The organism is Rhodococcus zopfii NBRC 100606 = JCM 9919, assembly GCF_001895025.1.
Taxonomy (GTDB): domain Bacteria; phylum Actinomycetota; class Actinomycetes; order Mycobacteriales; family Mycobacteriaceae; genus Rhodococcus; species Rhodococcus zopfii.
Genome location: NZ_BCXI01000027.1, coordinates 96,902 through 114,888 on the forward strand (window position 1 = coordinate 96,902; position 17,987 = coordinate 114,888).

At 67.4% G+C, this 17,987-nt stretch carries 27 protein-coding genes; 6 read left to right on the top strand and 21 right to left on the bottom strand.

Going from position 1 to position 17,987, the window contains the following annotated elements; translation table 11 throughout:
• Nucleotides 1-7: 7 nt before the first annotated feature.
• The 19 genes from rplR to RZ1_RS17400 all read right to left on the bottom strand — a co-directional run bounded on the left by rplR (nt 8) and on the right by RZ1_RS17400 (nt 10,684).
• Entirely contained in the window at nt 8-418 is a 411-nt protein-coding gene (gene rplR, locus RZ1_RS17310) for a 50S ribosomal protein L18 (RefSeq protein WP_068163690.1), read from the bottom strand.
• A 2-nt stretch (nt 419-420) separates the two neighbouring features.
• Nucleotides 421-960: a 50S ribosomal protein L6 gene (gene rplF, locus RZ1_RS17315; protein WP_072813730.1), complete on the bottom strand. Its 540-nt coding sequence runs from the start codon at nt 958-960 to the stop codon at nt 421-423.
• 13 nt (nt 961-973) lie between these two features.
• Nucleotides 974-1,372: a 30S ribosomal protein S8 gene (rpsH, locus tag RZ1_RS17320; protein WP_072813731.1), complete on the bottom strand. Its 399-nt coding sequence runs from the start codon at nt 1,370-1,372 to the stop codon at nt 974-976.
• Between the two features lie 195 nt (nt 1,373-1,567).
• A complete protein-coding gene (locus RZ1_RS17325) occupies nt 1,568-1,753 on the bottom strand; it encodes a type Z 30S ribosomal protein S14 (protein WP_072813732.1) in 186 nt (61 codons plus the stop codon).
• Nucleotides 1,754-1,757: 4 nt separating this feature from the next.
• Nucleotides 1,758-2,324 (bottom strand): 50S ribosomal protein L5, encoded by a 567-nt coding sequence (rplE, locus tag RZ1_RS17330; RefSeq protein ID WP_072813733.1) that lies wholly within the window; start codon nt 2,322-2,324, stop codon nt 1,758-1,760.
• Between the two features lies 1 nt (nt 2,325).
• Nucleotides 2,326-2,643: a 50S ribosomal protein L24 gene (gene rplX / locus RZ1_RS17335; RefSeq protein ID WP_072813734.1), complete on the bottom strand. Its 318-nt coding sequence runs from the start codon at nt 2,641-2,643 to the stop codon at nt 2,326-2,328.
• A complete protein-coding gene (rplN, locus tag RZ1_RS17340; protein ID WP_068163686.1) occupies nt 2,643-3,011 on the bottom strand; it encodes a 50S ribosomal protein L14 in 369 nt (122 codons plus the stop codon). The genes rplX and rplN overlap by 1 nt, the downstream gene beginning before the upstream one ends.
• 302 nt (nt 3,012-3,313) lie before the next feature.
• Nucleotides 3,314-3,598 (bottom strand): 30S ribosomal protein S17, encoded by a 285-nt coding sequence (rpsQ, locus tag RZ1_RS17345; protein ID WP_072813735.1) that lies wholly within the window; start codon nt 3,596-3,598, stop codon nt 3,314-3,316.
• Nucleotides 3,595-3,831, bottom strand: coding sequence for a 50S ribosomal protein L29 (gene rpmC / locus RZ1_RS17350; protein ID WP_068163609.1), 237 nt, complete (start codon nt 3,829-3,831; stop codon nt 3,595-3,597). The genes rpsQ and rpmC overlap by 4 nt, the downstream gene beginning before the upstream one ends.
• Nucleotides 3,831-4,247, bottom strand: a complete 417-nt coding sequence (gene rplP / locus RZ1_RS17355; protein WP_072813736.1) for a 50S ribosomal protein L16 — start codon at nt 4,245-4,247, stop codon at nt 3,831-3,833. Before rplP ends, rpmC begins: the two co-directional genes overlap by 1 nt.
• Nucleotides 4,248-4,250: 3 nt before the next feature.
• Entirely contained in the window at nt 4,251-5,045 is a 795-nt protein-coding gene (rpsC, locus tag RZ1_RS17360; RefSeq protein WP_068163602.1) for a 30S ribosomal protein S3, read from the bottom strand.
• A complete protein-coding gene (gene rplV, locus RZ1_RS17365) occupies nt 5,045-5,446 on the bottom strand; it encodes a 50S ribosomal protein L22 (RefSeq protein ID WP_068163599.1) in 402 nt (133 codons plus the stop codon). The genes rpsC and rplV overlap by 1 nt, the downstream gene beginning before the upstream one ends.
• Entirely contained in the window at nt 5,443-5,724 is a 282-nt protein-coding gene (gene rpsS / locus RZ1_RS17370) for a 30S ribosomal protein S19 (protein ID WP_068163597.1), read from the bottom strand. The genes rplV and rpsS overlap by 4 nt, the downstream gene beginning before the upstream one ends.
• 19 nt (nt 5,725-5,743) lie before the next feature.
• Complete coding sequence (gene rplB, locus RZ1_RS17375) at nt 5,744-6,577, bottom strand: 50S ribosomal protein L2 (protein WP_072813737.1); 834 nt, start codon at nt 6,575-6,577, stop codon at nt 5,744-5,746.
• 37 nt (nt 6,578-6,614) lie between these two features.
• Complete coding sequence (rplW, locus tag RZ1_RS17380; RefSeq protein ID WP_072813738.1) at nt 6,615-6,920, bottom strand: 50S ribosomal protein L23; 306 nt, start codon at nt 6,918-6,920, stop codon at nt 6,615-6,617.
• On the bottom strand, nt 6,917-7,600 hold the full coding sequence (gene rplD / locus RZ1_RS17385; RefSeq protein ID WP_072813739.1) for a 50S ribosomal protein L4: 684 nt from the start codon (nt 7,598-7,600) through the stop codon (nt 6,917-6,919). Before rplD ends, rplW begins: the two co-directional genes overlap by 4 nt.
• Nucleotides 7,597-8,250 (bottom strand): 50S ribosomal protein L3, encoded by a 654-nt coding sequence (gene rplC / locus RZ1_RS17390; protein WP_072813740.1) that lies wholly within the window; start codon nt 8,248-8,250, stop codon nt 7,597-7,599. Before rplC ends, rplD begins: the two co-directional genes overlap by 4 nt.
• A gap of 29 nt (nt 8,251-8,279) precedes the next feature.
• Nucleotides 8,280-8,585 (bottom strand): 30S ribosomal protein S10, encoded by a 306-nt coding sequence (gene rpsJ, locus RZ1_RS17395; RefSeq protein ID WP_003938093.1) that lies wholly within the window; start codon nt 8,583-8,585, stop codon nt 8,280-8,282.
• A 434-nt stretch (nt 8,586-9,019) separates the two neighbouring features.
• Complete coding sequence (locus RZ1_RS17400) at nt 9,020-10,684, bottom strand: amidase (RefSeq protein WP_072813741.1); 1,665 nt, start codon at nt 10,682-10,684, stop codon at nt 9,020-9,022.
• A 115-nt stretch (nt 10,685-10,799) separates the two neighbouring features.
• Between RZ1_RS17400 and RZ1_RS17405 the strand changes: the two genes are divergently transcribed.
• The 5 genes from RZ1_RS17405 to RZ1_RS17425 all read left to right on the top strand — a co-directional run bounded on the left by RZ1_RS17405 (nt 10,800) and on the right by RZ1_RS17425 (nt 15,136).
• Nucleotides 10,800-11,495: a GntR family transcriptional regulator gene (locus RZ1_RS17405; protein WP_072813742.1), complete on the top strand. Its 696-nt coding sequence runs from the start codon at nt 10,800-10,802 to the stop codon at nt 11,493-11,495.
• 128 nt (nt 11,496-11,623) lie between these two features.
• Nucleotides 11,624-12,625, top strand: a complete 1,002-nt coding sequence (locus tag RZ1_RS17410) for an ATP-binding cassette domain-containing protein (RefSeq protein WP_072813743.1) — start codon at nt 11,624-11,626, stop codon at nt 12,623-12,625.
• Complete coding sequence (locus RZ1_RS17415) at nt 12,622-13,476, top strand: ABC transporter permease (protein WP_072813744.1); 855 nt, start codon at nt 12,622-12,624, stop codon at nt 13,474-13,476. The genes RZ1_RS17410 and RZ1_RS17415 overlap by 4 nt, the downstream gene beginning before the upstream one ends.
• The gene (locus tag RZ1_RS17420; protein WP_072813745.1) at nt 13,473-14,339 is read left to right on the top strand and encodes an ABC transporter permease; all 867 of its coding nucleotides are present in this window, start codon (nt 13,473-13,475) and stop codon (nt 14,337-14,339) included. The genes RZ1_RS17415 and RZ1_RS17420 overlap by 4 nt, the downstream gene beginning before the upstream one ends.
• Nucleotides 14,340-14,362: 23 nt before the next feature.
• Complete coding sequence (locus tag RZ1_RS17425) at nt 14,363-15,136, top strand: SDR family NAD(P)-dependent oxidoreductase (protein WP_072813746.1); 774 nt, start codon at nt 14,363-14,365, stop codon at nt 15,134-15,136.
• Nucleotides 15,137-15,229: 93 nt separating this feature from the next.
• Here the strand turns inward: RZ1_RS17425 and RZ1_RS17430 are convergent, their stop codons facing one another.
• On the bottom strand, nt 15,230-16,303 hold the full coding sequence (locus RZ1_RS17430) for an alpha/beta hydrolase (protein ID WP_072813769.1): 1,074 nt from the start codon (nt 16,301-16,303) through the stop codon (nt 15,230-15,232).
• Between the two features lie 130 nt (nt 16,304-16,433).
• Complete coding sequence (locus RZ1_RS17435; RefSeq protein WP_072813747.1) at nt 16,434-16,652, bottom strand: hypothetical protein; 219 nt, start codon at nt 16,650-16,652, stop codon at nt 16,434-16,436.
• A 256-nt stretch (nt 16,653-16,908) separates the two neighbouring features.
• Between RZ1_RS17435 and RZ1_RS17440 the strand changes: the two genes are divergently transcribed.
• On the top strand, nt 16,909-17,952 hold the full coding sequence (locus RZ1_RS17440; protein ID WP_072813748.1) for an alpha/beta hydrolase: 1,044 nt from the start codon (nt 16,909-16,911) through the stop codon (nt 17,950-17,952).
• Nucleotides 17,953-17,987: the final 35 nt, after the last annotated feature.

A 17,987-nucleotide genomic window follows, 5' to 3' on the forward strand; every position in this document is an offset into this window, starting at 1 on the left:
ATGGTCATCAGAACTTCAACCCGCCTTCGCGAGCCGCGTCCGCGAGGGCCGCGATGCGGCCGCTGTAGGTGTGGCCGCCGCGGTCGAAGACCACAGCCTCCACGCCGGCAGCCTTCGCGCGCTCGGCGATCAGCTGACCGACCTTGGCGCCACGGGCCTTCTTGTCGCCCTCGAGGGCGCGGACGTCGGCTTCGATCGTCGAGGCAGCCGCGACGGTCGTACCCGTCAGGTCGTTGACCAGCTGCGCGTGCAGGTGACGCGACGACCGGTTGACAACGAGACGCGGACGCTCGGCGGTGCCCGAGATCTTCTTGCGGAGACGGAAGTGACGACGCGTCTTCGACAGCCGGCGCGTGGTGGACACGTCCTTGCCGCGCGGGATGCGCTTGGCCTTCTGGTTCTCTGTCTGCTCGCTCATGATCACTTACCCGTCTTTCCGACCTTGCGACGGACCTGCTCACCCTCGTAGCGGATGCCCTTGCCCTTGTACGGGTCGGACTTGCGCAGACGACGGATGTTGGCCGCGATCTGGCCGACCTTCTGCTTGTCGATACCCGAGATCGAGAACTTCGTCGGGGTCTCGACCGCGAAGGTGATGCCTTCGGGGGCCTCGATGAGCACCGGGTGGCTGTAGCCGAGGGCGAACTCGAGGTCCTGGCCCTTGAGCGCCACGCGGTAACCGACGCCGAAGATCTCCATCTTGGTGGTGTAGCCCTGGGTCACACCGACGATGAGGTTCTGCACCAGGGTGCGCGACAGACCGTGCAGCGCACGGCTGCGACGCTCGTCGTTGGGGCGCGTGACCTGCAGCGCGCCGTCCTCGTCCTTCGCAACGGCGATGGGCTCGGCGATCGTCAGCGACAGGTTGCCCTTGGGGCCCTTGACCGCGACGTCCTGGCCATCGATGGTCACCTCGACGCCGGCGGGGACGGTAACGGGAATCTTTCCAATACGCGACATGTGTTGGCCTCCCTTACCAGACGTAGGCGAGGACTTCCCCACCCACTCCCTGCTTGGCCGCCTGGCGATCGGTGAGCAGACCGGAAGACGTGGAGATGATCGCCACGCCGAGGCCGCCCAGGACCTTGGGCAGGTTGGTGGACTTCGCGTACACGCGCAGGCCGGGCTTCGACACGCGGCGCACACCGGCGAGGCTGCGCTCGCGGGACTGGCCGTACTTGAGGTCGACGATGAGGGTCTTGCCCACCTCGGCATCCTCGGTGCGGAAGTCGGCGATGTAGCCCTCACGCTTGAGGATCTCGGCGATGTTCGCCTTGATCTTCGAGTGAGGCAGCTTCACCTGATCGTGGTACGCCGTGTTGGCGTTGCGCAGACGAGTCAAGAAGTCTGCGATGGGGTCGGTCATGGTCATAGCTGACCTGTTCACCTTTCTCGCTGCGGTTCCCATGCAACACCGGCGCACCACCGCGACGAGAGGTCGCGGTCCGTGCCGGCCGTGGGCCTACAACGAACTTGGTTTCATGCGGGTCCGATCTGCGGGTGCGGATCGGACCCCTGACGGGTGTGAGGGCGGGCGGGTCACACAGCGGCGACCCGCCCGTTCACGTCACCAGGAGCTCTTGTGAACCCCGGGAAGTTCACCGCGGTGTGCCATCTCGCGAAGGCAGATGCGGCAGAGTCCGAACTTGCGGAAGACCGCGTGGGGGCGCCCGCAGCGCTGGCAGCGGGTGTAGGCGCGCACCGCGAACTTCGGCTTGCTGTTGGCCTTGTTGACCAGTGCCTTCTTAGCCATGGGCTCAGTTCTCCTTGAACGGGAAGCCGAGGTGCTTGAGCAGGGCACGGCCTTCTTCGTTGTTGGTAGCGGTGGTCACGACGGTGATGTCCATGCCGCGGGGGCGATCGATCCTGTCCACGTCGATCTCGTGGAACATCGACTGCTCGTTCAGGCCGAACGTGTAGTTGCCGTTACCGTCGAACTGATTGCCGTTGAGGCCACGGAAGTCCCGGATACGGGGAAGGGCGATGGACACGAGACGGTCCAGGAACTCCCACATGCGGTCGCCACGCAGCGTGACGCGCGCACCGATCGGCATGCCCTCACGCAGCTTGAACTGCGCGATGGACTTGCGGGCCTTGCGGATCTCGGGCTTCTGACCGGTGATGAGGGTCAGGTCCGCGACCGCACCGTTGATCAGCTTGGCGTCGCGAGCGGCGTCGCCGACGCCCATGTTCACGACGACCTTGACGACGCCCGGGATCTGCATGACGTTCGCGTAGTCGAACTCCGCGTTCAGCGCGTCCTTGATCTCGGCGCGGTAGCGGGCCTTGAGGCGCGGCTGGGTCTTGTTCTCGGTGGTGGTCATGTCAGATGTCCTTCCCGTTCTTCCGGGAAATCCGAACGCGCTTGCCGGATTCCTCGTCGGTCCGGTAGCCCACGCGGGTGGGGTTGCCGTCCGAGTCGATGACCGCGACGTTGGAAACGTGGATCGGGGCCTCCTGCGTCACGATGCCCCCGGAGGAGGCGCCGCGCTCGCTGGCCGAGACCGCCGTGTGCTTCTTGATCCGGTTCACGCCCTCGACGAGGACACGGTTCTCCTTCGGGAAGGCCGCGATGACCTTGCCCTTGGCACCCTTGTCCTTGCCCGAGATGACGAGCACGGTGTCGCCCTTGTGCACCTTCATCACAGCACCTCCGGAGCGAGCGAGACGATCTTCATGAACCGCTTGTCGCGCAGCTCGCGGCCGACGGGGCCGAAGATGCGGGTGCCACGCGGGTCGTTGTCACCCTTGATGATGACCGCGGCGTTCTCGTCGAACTTGATGTACGAGCCGTCCGGCCGGCGGCGCTCCTTGACGGTGCGCACGACCACGGCCTTGACGACATCGCCACGCTTGACGTTGCCACCGGGGATCGCGTCCTTGACGGTGGCGACGATGATGTCGCCGATTCCGGCGTAGCGACGGGACGAGCCACCGAGAACGCGGATGCAGAGAATCTCCTTGGCACCCGTGTTGTCGGCGACGCGCAGTCGCGACTCCTGCTGGATCACTAACTTCTCCTTGACCTGGATTGGTATATACGTCAGATTTCCGACCTGGACGTACGCGGTCGTCGGCTACTCGCGGCGCACGTGCGAAAGACACACGGGTCCCGCGAAGCAACCCGTCCAGGGTAGGCGATATACCGCATGCAGGGCAAATTCGCGAACTGTGAGGTCGCTCCCCTGTCCGGCACCCGGCCGACGCCGTCCCGAACGCCAACGCGCCCCGAACACCGACGGCACCCCGCCGCCCGTGGAAACGGGCGGCGGGGTGCCGCAGTCGAAAATCTCGCCGCCGATGCGGGAGAGGCCTACTTGGCCTTCTCGAGCACCTCGACCAGACGCCACCGCTTGCTGGCGGACAGCGGACGGGTCTCCATCAGCTGGACGCGGTCGCCGACGCCGGCCAGACCGTTCTCGTCGTGCGCCTTCACCTTGGTGGTACGGCGGATGATCTTGCCGTACAGCGGGTGCTTCACGCGGTCCTCGAGCTCGACCACGATGGTCTTTTCCATCTTGTCCGAGACGACGTAGCCGATGCGGACCTTGCGGCTCGCGCGCTCTTCGTTGTTGCTCACTGCCTTTTCCTCACTCATGCCACGTCACCCGCATTCGGGCCGGTGGACAGGCCGAGCTCACGCTCGCGCAGCACCGTGTAGATCCGGGCAATTTCGTTCCGCACGACGCGGAGGCGACGGTTGTTGTCCAACTGTCCGGTGGCCATCTGGAAGCGCAGGTTGAACAGCTCTTCCTTGAACTCACGGACCTTGTCGGCCAGCTCTGCGTCGCTCAGTTCGCGAAGTTCCGCGGCGGGGGTACCGGTAGCCATCAGAACTGCTCCTCCCTCGTCACGATGCGGCACTTGCAGGGGAGCTTGTGCATCGCGCGGCGCAGGGCCTCGCGGGCAATCTCCTCGTTCGGGTAGCTCATCTCGAACAGCACGCGACCGGGCTTGACGTTCGCGACCCACCACTCGGGCGAACCCTTACCGGAGCCCATTCGGGTTTCGGCCGGCTTCTTGGTCAGCGGGCGATCCGGGAAGATGTTGATCCAGATCTTGCCGCCACGCTTGATGTGCCGGGTCATGGCGATACGAGCGGACTCGATCTGCCGGTTGGTGATGTAGGCCGGCTCGAGAGCCTGGATCCCGTACTCACCGAAGGTCACCTGGGTACCGCCCTTGGCGGCACCCGAACGGCTCGGGTGGTGCTGCTTGCGGTGCTTGACCCGCCGTGGGATCAACATGCGTCAGCCCTCCTGATTCTCAGTCGAAGCGGGTGCATCGGCAGAGGCGGCGCGGCCGGCGTCCGTGCTGGTCGCCGTGGTGCCCGATGCACCGGAGCGACGCGGACGGCTGGGGCGTTCGCGACGCGGGCGATCCGCGGGAGCGGCCGCAGCGGCCAGCTCACGACGGCCACCGACGATGTCGCCCTTGTAGATCCAGACCTTCACGCCGATGCGGCCGAAGGTGGTCTTCGCCTCGTACAGGCCGTAGTCGATGTCCGCGCGCAGCGTGTGCAGCGGAACTCGACCCTCACGGTAGAACTCCGAGCGGGACATCTCGGCGCCGCCGAGACGACCGGAGCACTGCACCCGGATGCCCTTGACGTTCGGCTGACGCATGGCCGACTGGATGGCCTTGCGCATCGCACGACGGAACGCGACACGGTTGCTGAGCTGCTCTGCGACGCCCTGGGCAACGAGCTGTGCCTCGGACTCCGCGTTCTTCACCTCGAGGATGTTCAGCTGGACCTGCTTGCCGGTCAGCTTCTCGAGCTCGGCGCGGATGCGATCGGCCTCGGCGCCGCGGCGGCCGATGACGATGCCCGGACGCGCGGTGTGGATGTCCACCCGCACGCGGTCCCGGGTCCGCTCGATCTCGACCTTCGCGATGCCCGCGCGCTCCAGGCCGGAGGCCAGGAACTTACGGATCGCGACGTCTTCCTTCACGTACTCCGCGTACTGCTTGTCCGCGTACCACCGCGACTTCCAGTCGGTGGTGATGCCCAGGCGGAAGCCGTGCGGGTTGATTTTCTGGCCCACTACTGAGCTCCCTTCCGGCGGTTACGGTTGGACGCGGTCGACCGGGAGGCGACGCTCTCGACGATCACGGTGATGTGGCTCGTCCGCTTGCGGATCCGGAACGCGCGGCCCTGGGCACGCGGCTGGAACCGCTTCAGGGTCGCACCCTCGTCCACGTACGCCGTCGCGACGACGAGCGTGCTGGGGTCGAGGTCCAGGTTGTTCTGCGCGTTGGCAGCGGCGGAGGCGATCACCTTGGCGACCGGCTCGGCAGCGGCCTGCGGAGCGAACTTGAGGATCGCGAGGGCATCCTCGACCGACTTACCGCGAACGATGTCGACGACGCGACGCGCCTTCATCGGGGTCACACGCACGTGGCGCGCAACAGCCCGAGCGCTGGGGTTGGTGGTTTCAGTGCTCATCGACGCTTGCTCTTCCGGTCGTCCTTGATGTGGCCCTTGAACGTACGGGTCGGCGCGAACTCGCCGAGCTTGTGTCCGACCATCGAGTCCGAAACGAACACCGGCACGTGCTTGCGACCGTCGTGGACGGCAAACGTGTGACCGATGAAATCGGGCAGGATAGTGGAACGGCGCGACCAGGTCTTGATGACCTGCTTGGTGCCCTTCTCGTTTTGCAGATCCACCTTCGCCAGGAGGTGGTCATCGACGAACGGGCCCTTCTTGAGGCTGCGTGGCATTCTCTAACTCCCTCCTTGACTAGCGCTTCTTGCCGGTACGGCGACGACGGACGATGAGCTTGTCGGACGCCTTGTTCTTGCGGGTGCGGCCCTCGGGCTTGCCCCACGGGCTGACCGGGTGGCGACCACCCGAGGTCTTGCCCTCACCACCGCCGTGCGGGTGGTCGACCGGGTTCATCACGACACCGCGGACGGTCGGGCGCTTGCCCTTCCAGCGCATACGGCCGGCCTTGCCCCAGTTGATATTCGACTGCTCGGCGTTGCCGACCTCGCCGACGGTGGCGCGGCAGCGCACGTCGACGCGACGGATCTCACCGGACGGCATACGCAGCGTGGCGTAGGTGCCTTCCTTGCCGAGGAGCTGGATGCTCGCGCCGGCGGAACGGGCCATCTTGGCGCCGCCACCCGGACGCAGCTCCACCGCGTGGATGGTGGTACCGGTCGGGATGTTGCGCAGCGGCAGGTTGTTGCCGGGCTTGATGTCCGCGGTCGGGCCGGACTCGATCGGAGCGCCCTGCACCAGGCCCTTGGGGGCGATGATGTAGCGCTTCTCGCCGTCCACGTAGTGGAGCAGCGCGATCCGGGCGGTGCGGTTGGGGTCGTACTCGATGTGAGCGACCTTGGCCGGGATGCCGTCCTTGTCGTTGCGGCGGAAATCGATCAGGCGGTAGGCGCGCTTGTGTCCGCCACCCTTGTGACGGGTGGTGATGCGACCGTGCGCGTTACGACCACCGCGACCGTGCAGCGGGCGAACCAGCGACTTCTCGGGCGTCGACCGAGTGATCTCGGCGAAGTCCGAGACACTCGCGCCGCGCCGACCCGGGGTAGTCGGCTTGTACTTACGAATTGCCATGAGTCTTCTCGTCCTCTATCTCTCGAGTTCCGATCGCTTACGCGACCGGGCCTCCGAAGATCTCGATGGGCTTGCTGTCGGCGGCGAGGGTCACGAGCGCGCGCTTGGTGTCCTTGCGCTTGCCGTAACCGGAGCGGGTCCGCTTGCGCTTGCCCTGACGGTTGGCGGTGTTGACGCTGGTCACCTTGACGCCGAAGACCTTCTCGACGGCAATCTTGATCTGCGTCTTGTTCGAGTCCGGGTGCACCAGGAAGGTGTAGGTGCCGTCCTCCATCAGCCCGTAGGACTTCTCGGAGATGACCGGAGCCAGCAGGATGTCGCGCGGATCGGCGATCGTGCTCACTTGCTCTCCTCCTTCGCGAGCTGCACGGACTCGGCCGGCCCGTGGATGAACGTGTTGAGCGCCTCGACGCTGAAAACGACGTCGTCGCTGTAGAGCACGTCGTACGTGTTCAGCTGATCCGGCGCGATCGGGTGCACGTTCTGCAGGTTCTGCACGCTCTTCCACGCCGCGAGATCCTCACGGCCGACGACGAGGAGCAGGTTCTTGCGATCGGTCAGCTCCGCGAGGAAGCTGCGTGCGCCCTTGGTCGACGGGGTCTGCCCGGCGACGAGCTCGGTGATCACGTGGATGCGCTCGTTGCGCGCCCGGTCGGAGAGGGCACCGCGCAGGGCGGCGGCCTTCATCTTCTTCGGGGTGCGCTGGCTGTAGTCGCGCGGCTGCGGGCCGTGGACGACGCCACCGCCGGCGAACTGAGGCGCGCGGGTCGAGCCCTGACGGGCGCGGCCGGTGCCCTTCTGCCGGTACGGCTTCTTGCCACCACCGCGGACCTCGCCGCGGGTCTTGGTGGAGTGCGTGCCCTGGCGAGCCGCGGCGAGCTGCGCCACGACGACCTGGTGCAGCAGCGCGATGTTCGCGGGAGCGTCGAAGATCTCCGCGGGGAGATCCACGGTGCCGTTGGCCTTGCCACCCGGCGCCTTGACGTCCAGCGTCAGCTTGGTTGCGGTCTCGGTGCTGGTCATGCCCGTGCACCACCCTTCACTGCGGTCTTGACGATCACGACGCCGCCCTTGCGGCCCGGGATCGCACCCTTGATCAGCAGCAGACCGTTCTCGGCGTCCACCTTGTGGACCGAGAGGTTCTGCGTCGTGACGCGGTCGCTACCCATCCGGCCGGACATGCGCGTGCCCTTGAACACGCGGCCCGGGGTGGCGCAGCCACCGATGGAACCAGGACGACGGTGCACGGCCTGCGCACCGTGCGATGCACCCTGGCCGGCGAAGCCGTGGCGCTTCATGGTGCCCGCGAAGCCCTTGCCCTTGGAGGTGCCGGTGACGTCGACGTAGGCGCCGTCCTCGAAGACCTCTGCGGTGAGCTCCTGGCCGATCTCGTAGGCCGAGGTGTCCTCGACACGAAGCTCGACGAGATGGCGGCGGGGGGTCACGCCGGCCTTGGCGAATTGGCCGGAGACCGGCTTGTTCACCTTGCGCGGGTCGATGGCGCCGAAGGCGAGCTGCACGGCGTTGTAGCCGTCGCGCTCCTCGGTGCGGATCTGCGTGACCACGTTCGGTCCGGCCTTGACGACGGTGACCGGGACGACCCGGTTGTTCTCGTCGAAGACCTGGGTCATGCCGAGCTTGGTGCCCAGGATTCCCTTGATCTGGTTAGTCATGTGTTATCTCCGCTGCGTCTTCTACGAGCTCACTGAATGTTGACGTCGACGCTGGCCGGGAGGTCGATACGCATGAGCGCGTCGACCGTCTTCGGCGTCGGGTCGAGGATGTCGATCAGCCGCTTGTGAGTACGCATCTCGAAGTGCTCGCGCGAGTCCTTGTACTTGTGCGGCGAGCGGATGACGCAGTACACGTTCTTTTCGGTGGGCAACGGCACCGGGCCGACCACGCGGGCACCCGTACGGGTCACCGTCTCGACGATCTTGCGCGCAGACGCGTCGATCGCCTCGTGGTCATAGGCCTTGAGCCTGATGCGGATCTTCTGTCCCGCCACGCTTAGTGTCCTTTTCTTGCCGCGTTTCGTGGCACCCGAACGAGTCGGGAGCCACCTCGTCTGCACAGCCCCACCGGAACGGCGACCGAGAACAGCACTGACACGATGCGATACCGGGCGCACCCGATCCGCTGCCGCTGTTCATCTGTCAATAGTTCTCCGGTCCACGCGGTCGGGCGTGTCGCCTCTCCGCTCATTCCCCGGCCTTGGAGCTCGATGCCGGAGGAACCAACCGGATGCACCCATACGGGCGCACAGGGGTACTGCTTCCGTCTTGCATGTGGCCGCGACCAGGCCGTCAGGCTCGATCCGCGACTGTCACTTCAACCCGTTCCGAGCCGCAAAAAAACCATGACCCGGTCAAGGCAACCCGACCAGTATGCAGGACCGCCCCCGCAAACTCAACTCGGGACACCCGACGCACCTCCGGGCCGTCAACTCGGGCCGGTGGCGGTCGTGATCGCGGGAAGGATCGCCGCGCGCGCGTCGCGCGTGTTCGTCGGATCCGGTCCGGGTCCGGGCGCGACGACCGAGACCGCGGGGATCTCTCGTGGGGCCGCCGCCAGCGGCGGCACGTCCCGCCAAGCCGGCAACGCGTCCTGCAGCTCGACCGCGAGGGCGACGACCTCCCGGTCCTGCCAGGCCCGGGCACCGATCTGCACACCGAACGGGATCCCGGTCGCGGACGAGCGGCCGACCGGAAGCGAAACCACCGGCGCGCCTGCGTAGTTCGCCCACATCACATCGCCCTGCACACCTGCGGACACGGTGTACTCGAGGAATTCGTCCCGGCGCGCGCCGTCGACGAACGTTCCCGGATAGACCACCGCGTCGAGGTCGTGGTCCACGAACATCCGGTTGTAGTCGTACTGGAATCGGAGGCGGTCGCGTTCGAGGCCGAAGTACTCGGCCGCCGGGACTGCCAGCCCCGCCGCGGCCGCCGCCAGCGCGGGCAGCCGCTCGGGGCGGTAGAGGTGAAGCCGGTCCGAGAACTGCCGATGGTAGGTCCCGATCTCGACCATGTCGCCGGTGGCCATCGACGCCGGTTCGGCCGGAGCGACCACGGACACGATCTCGGCTCCGAGAGTGCGGGCCGTGTCGAGCAGCCCGTCGAAGAGCGAACGCAGCGGCGCGGGGAGCTTCGCGACGGCCGCGTCCGGCACACCGAGCCGCACCCCACCCAGCGGGTCCGCACCGCCGCGCACCGCCGTGGCGAACCCCTCCCCGGCGAGCGGCGGGCCGAGCAGGGTCGCGGGATCCGACGCGTCCTCCCCCGCCACCACCTCCAGCAGCAGCGCAGCATCGGCGACACTGCGACCGAGCACGCCGACGTGGTCACGGGTCGGGGTCAGCGGGATCATCCCGGACGTGGTGACCCGGCCGAACGACGGTTTGATCGAACTGATGCCGCACGCGCTCGCGGGCAGTCGCACCGAGCCACCGGTATCACTGCCGACCGACAGCGGAACGAACCGCGCAGCGAGCGCGGCGGCACTGCCGCCCGACGAGCCGCCGGGCGAGAAATCGGTGTTCCACGGGTTGCCGACCTGCGGGGTCGCGACTCCGATCGCGAACTCGTCGGTGTGCACGTGACCGAGGAGAACGGCCCCGGCATCGCGCAGTCTGCTCCAGACACCGGAATCCCCCGCCGCGATATTGCCCTCGAGCACCCGGCTCGACGCGGTCAGCGGCAGCCCCGACACCGCGAAGATGTCCTTCAGTGCGATCGGCAATCCGCACAGCGGCGATTCCGGGACACCGTCGCGGCCCGCGCGTCGGAGCCGGTCGGCGGCCGCATCCGCCGCCGCATACGCGACCTCCGGATACATCCGGATCCATGCGCCGATCTCGCCGTCGAACGCTCGGCTGCGCGCGATGCACGCGTCGAGCAGCTCGCGCGGATGCAGGTTCCCCGCGTGCAGCAACGCCGCGGCCGAGATCGCGCTCATCAGCGCCGGGTCGGTCTCCGAGACAGAGGCCGGGTCGGGCAGTCGACGGGCGGGGGTCGCGGCGCCGCCAGGCACCCGGGACATACCCCACACTGCGACGCCCGCCGCAGCTCCCCCCAGAAACCGCCGACGGTTGATGGTCGCAGTCACGGGACGAGAATAGACGGAACAACCCCGTCGTGCAGGCCCCGGAAGAACGCCGGAGTGGGATACTGCACCGACCGGATCCGGTCCCCCGCCGAGCCCCCGGACCCGAGGAGTGCCCATGACATCGTCCGCCCAGCCGCGTCCCGTCGGGTCCCGCGCGCTGCGCCGACGTCCTCAGCTGTCCGACGACGTCGCTGTTCACGTGCGCAATCGCATCATGTCCGGCGGCGTGCGGCCCGGCGAGTTCATCCGGCTCGACGAGACCGCCGCGGAACTCGGTGTGAGCGTCACCCCCGTGCGTGAGGCGTTGCTGACTCTGAGGGGGGAGGGGCTGGTCGAGCTGGTCCCGCACCGCGGGTACGTCGTCGCGCCGCTGAGTCGCGGCGACATCGACGACCTGTTCTGGCTGCAGGGGCAGATCGCCGAGGAACTCGCCCGGCGTGCCGCGCAGTCGATCACACCCGAGACGGTCGCCGAACTCACCGAACTCAACGAGCAGTTGCGTGAGGCCGTGCGCGCGAGCGAGGGCGCACGTATCGAGGACATCGAGTTCGTGTTCCACCGCACGCTGAACCGGGCGGCCGACGCGCGCAAACTCTCGTGGTTCCTGCTCAACGCCACCCGTTACACACCGGCGAGCTTCTATTCCTCCGATCCCGACTGGGGCGGGGCCGCGGTGCAGAGTCATTCCGATCTGATCGAGGCACTGGCCCGCGGGGATTCCGACACCGCCGGTGAGGTGACCCGCCGGCACTTCACGGACGGAGCCCGGAGACTGGTCCGCCACCTCGACGAAGTGGGCGTTTGGAACTGATCGGACACGTCGGGGACACCCCGTCCGGGTAGCATGTCAGCACACCTCGGCGGTCGTCGATCGGCGGCCCCCGCAAAGAACGACAAGGGAGTACAGACCTTCCCGACAATCGATTCGAGCGGAGCGTGATGCTGGGATATCAGGACTACGCGGTACTGGTGGAAGACGTCCACAAGTCGTTCGGCGAGGTGCACGCGCTCAGCGGGATCACCTTTTCCGCGACCCCGGGTAGTGTCCTGGGAATCCTCGGACCGAACGGGGCCGGGAAAACGACGACCGTCAAGATCCTGGCGACGCTGCTCCGGCCCACGAGCGGCCGCGCGCATATCGCCGGCTACGACGTGGTGACCAATGCGCCCGATGTCCGGCGCTCGATCATGATGACGGGTCAGTACGCCGCGCTCGACGAGGCGCTGACCGGCCGCGAGAACCTGATCCTGTTCGGGCGTCTGATGGGGCTCGACCGGTCGACGGCGAAGACCCGGGCCGATGCACTCCTGGAGGAGTTCGATCTCGTCGAGGCCGGTAGCCGCGCGGTCCGCCACTATTCGGGCGGCATGCGACGGCGTGTGGACATCGCGTGCGGACTCGTCGTGCGCCCCGAGGTGGTGTTTCTCGACGAACCGACGACCGGCCTGGATCCACGGAGCCGTCAGGGCGTGTGGTCGCTCGTCGCGGCACTGAAGAACCAGGGCATCACGGTGCTGCTGACCACGCAGTATCTCGAAGAGGCCGATCTCCTCAGCGACAACATCATCGTCATCGACAAGGGAACCGTCGTCGCGGAGGGCACCGCCGACGAACTCAAGGCCCGCACCGGGGGCAGCTTCTGCGAGATCGTGCCCGCCGACCCGGCGGCCGTTCGGTGGGTGGTGCACGCGCTCGGCGACCTGGTGCCCGACGAGGTACGCGCCGAGATCGCCCAGCACCCGAGCGTCGACCGCGTCTCGATTCCCGCGCCGGGCGGCGCAGCGACGTTGGCCGAGGCACTGCGCCGGCTCGACTCCGAGGAGATTCCGCTCGCGGACATCGGACTGCGCCGGCCGTCGCTCGACGACGTGTTCCTCACCCTGACCGGCCACTCCACGTCTCCGGCTGCGGACGCCTCCGCGGAGGAGGTGGCCACGTGACGGCGACCGCGAAGAGCGTGACCGCACAGGGCAGCCTCCGACGCGATGCCACGCTGTCGCTTCCCGAGAAGAACGTCGGTGTGCACCGCCGGCCCGAACCGTCGGGGTTCCACCAGTGGCGCGCCCTGTCGGGCCGGTCGATCCGGTCGATGGTCCGCGAGGGTGATCTGCTCATCGCGGTGATCGCGCCCCTGGTCTTCACGATCGGCTTCTATCTGCCGTTGAAGTTCGTCATGCAGATCCGGGGCGTCGACTACGCGCAGTTCCTCATGCCGATCATCGTGTTGCAGGCGATGGCATTCACCGCGATCTCCGCGTCGCAAACCGCCGCCTCCGAGACCGCGAACGGTTTCACCACCCGGCTCAAGACGATGCCGGTGTCGGCTCCGGTCCCGCTCGTCTCCCGCATGACCAGCAGTTTCGTCCGGTCGGCGGTGGCGCTGGCCGCCGCGGTGGTCTTCGGGTACGCCATCGGGTTCCGATTCAGCGCCGGTTTCTGGCAGGCTGCGGCGTTCTGCGGGTTCGGTCTGCTCATCGGCATCACCCTCTCCCTGGGAGCCGACGCGATCGGATCGTTGTCGAAGAGTCCCGAGGCGACCGCGCAGGCGCTGGCCCTGCCCCAACTGATCCTGGGCATGCTGTCCTGCGGGTTCGTTCCGGAGGAAGGCTTCCCCGAGTGGATCCGTCCGTTCGTCCGCAACCAGCCGATCTCCCAGTTCTCCTTCGCGATGCGTGACATGGCGGAAGGCGGCATCACCGCGTCCGTGCTGCTGCCGGCGGCACTGTGGTGCGCCGGCCTGCTCGTTGTGTGCGCACCGCTCGCGATCTGGGCGAGTGTGAGGCGCGGATGAGCACGAACACCGACCGGGATCTCCCACAGGGCGCCTTCGACGCCGACCGGATGTTCGATTTCCCGGAGCCCGACGCGGCGCATCCGGAAGGATCGGCGCGCGCGCTCGTCGACCACAGCCTGATGCAGTTCACCCGACTGCTGCGACGCTGGTCCCGCGACCCGGCCACCATGATCCAGGCGCTGCTGTATCCGGCACTGACCCTCGTGATGTTCCGACTCGTGCTGGGCGATTCGATCGCCTCGGCGACCGGGCAACCCGCGATCTACGGCAACGTCCCGTTGATCGCGCTGATCGGTGCGATGTTCGGATCGGTCGTCAGCGCCGTGGGGTTGCGGGAAGAACGTAAGAAGGGCCTGCTCAGCAGGTTCTGGGCGATGCCCGTCCACCGTGCGTCGGGTCTGCTCGGCCGCATGATGGCCGAGGCGGTGCGGATCTTCGCCACGACCGTGCTCATCGTGGTGGTCGGAACAGCCCTGGGCTTCCGGTTCCTCCAGGGACCGCTCGCCGGTGTCGTCATGCTGCTGATCCCGATTCTGTTCGGGATGGGCTTCGCGGTGATGGTCACCGCGCTGGCCGTGATGTCCGGCGATTCCCCGCTCGTGGAGACCGTGTCGATCGTCGCCACGCTGCTCATGTTCTTCAATTCGGGGTTCGTTCCGGTGATGGCCTATCCGACGTGGCTGCAGCCGGTCGTGCAGTACCAGCCGCTCTCCTGCGCGATCGACACGATGAAAGGTCTGTCGCTCGGCGGTCCCGTCCTCCAGCCGCTGCTGCTCACGTGCGCGTGGTCGCTCGGGATGATCGTGGTGTTCCTGTATCCGGCTGTCCGCGGTTACCGCCACGCCGCCGCCCACAGCTGACCGAGGTCCACTACCGTGACCTCATGACTGATTCCGCAGCCACGCCACTCCCATCGACACGCCCGGTCGCGCTGGTCACCGGCCCGACCTCCGGCCTCGGCACCGCATTCGCCCGATTGCTCGCCGAGCGGGGGCACGATCTGGTCCTGGTGGCCCGCGACGAGGCACGGCTGCACGCGCTGGCGGACGAACTCGCGGGCACATACGGTATTCGCGCCGAGATCATCGCCGCGGATCTCGCGTCGGAGGCCGGGCGGGACGCGGTCTCCGAACGGCTCGCGAAAGGTGTCGACGTCCTCGTCAACAATGCCGGTTTCCTCACCAACGGTGAGTTCTGGGACGCGGACCTCGATCTGTTGCGCGGGCAGCTCGGTGTCAACGTCACGGCGGTGCTCGAGTTGACGCACGCCGCGCTGCCGCCGATGCGGGCAGCGGGCCGCGGCACGATCGTCAACGTGGCGAGTGTTTCGGGTTTGTTCACGGGCCCGGCGTCGACGTACAGCGCGAGCAAGGCATGGGTCGTCAAGTTCTCGGAGGGTCTCGCCCACAAGGTCGCCACCGACGGCGTGCGCATGGTCGCGCTGTGCCCCGGCTTCATGGACACCGAGTTCCATCCCCGAGGCGGGCAGGACGTGTCCGGCGTTCCGAAGCAGCTGTGGCTCGACACCGCGGAGGTCGCGCGGACGGCGCTCGAGGACGCGGAGAAGGGCCGGGTCGTGAGCATCCCCGGCAGGCGCTACCGGCTGTGGACCACGCTCGACCGGCTCAAGCCGCGCCGGCTCGTGTGGCGGGCCTGAAACCCCCGGCAGAAACGACCGCGGGGCCGGTGACGAATCGTTCGTCACCGGCCCCGAGGTCTTCCGTCGCAGCCGCCGCGGTTCGCTGGCGGATCAGCTCTCGTCGATGTCGAGCGCGCGGGCCAGCACCGGCCACGACTCCTTGAGCTCGTCCTCCCAGTAGCCCCACGAGTGGGTGCCGTCCTCGCGGAACTTGAAGGTCGCCGGGATGCCGAGCTCGTCCAGCCGATTCTGCAGGTTGTGCGTGCAGTAGTTGGTGGCGGCTTCGATCACGCCACCGACGATGACCTGGTTCGCCACGTTGCCGGCATCGCCGTTCATACCCGGCCCGTCACCGTTGTCGTACCGGCCGGGCAGGCCGGTGCCGTTCGAGACGTACAACTCCAGGCCGCGCAGCTTCTCCGCGTGCAGGTAGGGGTCGTTCGCCTCCCACGCCGGGTCGTCGTCCGACCCCCACATGTTCTGGATGTCGCCGCCACCCCACGTCTCGACCGTCACCTTGACGAACTGCTTGCCGATGGGGTCCGACGTCTGCGCGCAGCCGCTGTACGCGGCGACACCGCCGAACAGGCCCGGCTTCGCGGTCGCGAGGGAGAACACCGAAGTGCCGGACGACGACAGGCCGGCGATGGCATTGACGCCGTTGGTGCCGAGCGCGGCGTCGACGATGGGCGGCAGTTCCTCGGTGATGAACGTCGTCCACTTGTTGTTGCCGAGCGCCGGATCCGGTGAGTACCAGTCGGTGTAGTAGCTGAACCGGCCGGCCAGCGGCGATACGACGTTGATGTTCTTGTCGGTCAGGAAGTCGATCGCATCGGTCTGCAGGCGCCACGTGCCCGCGTCCTCGCCGCCGCCGGCGCCGTTGAGCAGGTACAGGGTGGGACGCGGTTCGCTCGTGTCGGCCGGACGCCACACGTCGACCGGGATCTCACGTCCCATCGACGCCGAGTAGACCCAGATGATGATCGAGTGTTCGTCGTACACCTCGGTCTTGGTGATCTTCGAACCGTTGGGCGACTCGACCGAGGACAGAACGTTCCCGGTGTCGAGGACCGGATCGGCGCCCGCGGTGGTCGCGCCCGCGGCCACCGGCAGTGCGGCCGCGGCCAGCACCACGGCAAGGGACCTCGCGACGGCTACCACCGTACGGTTCGTGTTTCGGCGCATGCGCTCGCTTCCCACCTTCTCCATTACTGTTCCTGGGTGTCGGGTCACCGCGGAGCAGCGCCCTCGTAGATGCGACGATGGGACCCCCGAAGGGATCCCATCGTCGACTGGTGCGATCTGTTGTCGCGTATCAGCCGATCGCGAAGCACTGACCGCCGACCACTGCGAACACGTTGCCCGGGGGGCAGTTCGGCGGGGTGACGGCGTCCGCGAGCTGGTCCGGGGTCAGGCCGATGAACGGGATCGGCGCCTGCGGCACGATCGGCTCCGCCTGAGCGGCACCGGCGGCGCCGAAAGCGATCCCGGCAGCGGCGGCGCTGCCGAGCAGAACAGTCAGTGCACGACGCATCTGAGAACTCCTCCTGTAAGCGGCCACCACAGCGGCCGGTTCAACGATGGCGGCGACAGCACGAACCCCCCATCGGTGCGGATCACACCGTACGCCAACGGTGACGATACCGTAAAGAAGTTCAATTCTCCGGTTACCTATCTCCCCGCGAGGAACGACGATCGGGGTGAAACGGAAACACGGTTCACGGCGATGATCAACCGAACAGCCCCGGCGGTCGGCACGTCGATCGCCACGACAGGCAGGTCCGCGACGCATGACCCGAACGGCAGCGCGTACAGCGCTCTTGGTGGTATCCGCCCTGCTCGCTGCGGTGTTTCCGGCCCTGGGGACCGCGGCCGCCGACCCGGTTCTCGATCGCGCCGAACCGCTTGCGTCACCGGTGTCGGCGAACGGATCGCACATCACCCGGATCGAGGTACGCGATGAGCAGTCGCTCGTTCTGTACGCGTATTCCGGGGCGATGGACCGGGAGATCCCGCTGGAAATACTCCGACCGGAGGACACCGGTGTCCCCCGCCCCACGCTGTATCTGCTCAACGGCGCCGGCGGTGGTGAGGACGGCGCCACGTGGAGCGCCCGCACCGACGCCGCGTCCTTCCTGGCCGACAAGAACGTCAATGTCGTCACCCCGATGGCCGGGAAATGGAGCTATTACACCGACTGGCAGCGGCCCGATCCGGTGCTCGGCGTCAACAAGTGGACGACTTTCCTGACCGAGGAACTGCCTCCGCTGATCGACGCCGGCCTCGGCACCAACGGCGTCAACGCGATTGCCGGCCTGTCGTCCTCGGGTACCTCGGTCCTGCAGCTTCCGATCGCGAAGCCGGGACTGTACCGCGGGGTCGCCGCGTACAGCGGGTGCGCGCAGACGTCGGACCCGGTCGGGCAGGCGTACGTGAATCTCGCGGTCGAAACGTGGGGTGGCGGAAACACCGAGAACATGTGGGGCCCGCCGACCGATCCGGCCTGGGTGGAGAACGACCCCTACGTCAATGCCGAGAAACTGCGCGGTCTCGCCCTGTACCTGTCGAACGGCAGCGGCCTGCCCGGCCGGTACGACACGCTCGACGGACCCGACATCGACGGGGACGTCGGAACACTCGCGAACCAGGTCGTCGTCGGCGGGATCATCGAGGCCGCGACGAACGGCTGCACCCACAACATGGCGCGGCGGCTCGGCGAACTGAACATCCCCGCGACCGTCGTCTTCCGGGACACCGGCACGCATTCGTGGGGTTACTGGCGTGACGACCTCGAGAATTCCTGGCCGGTGCTGGCCGGTGCGCTCGGCGTCTGATCCACCGCCCGGAACCACAACGGCCGGACCGGAAC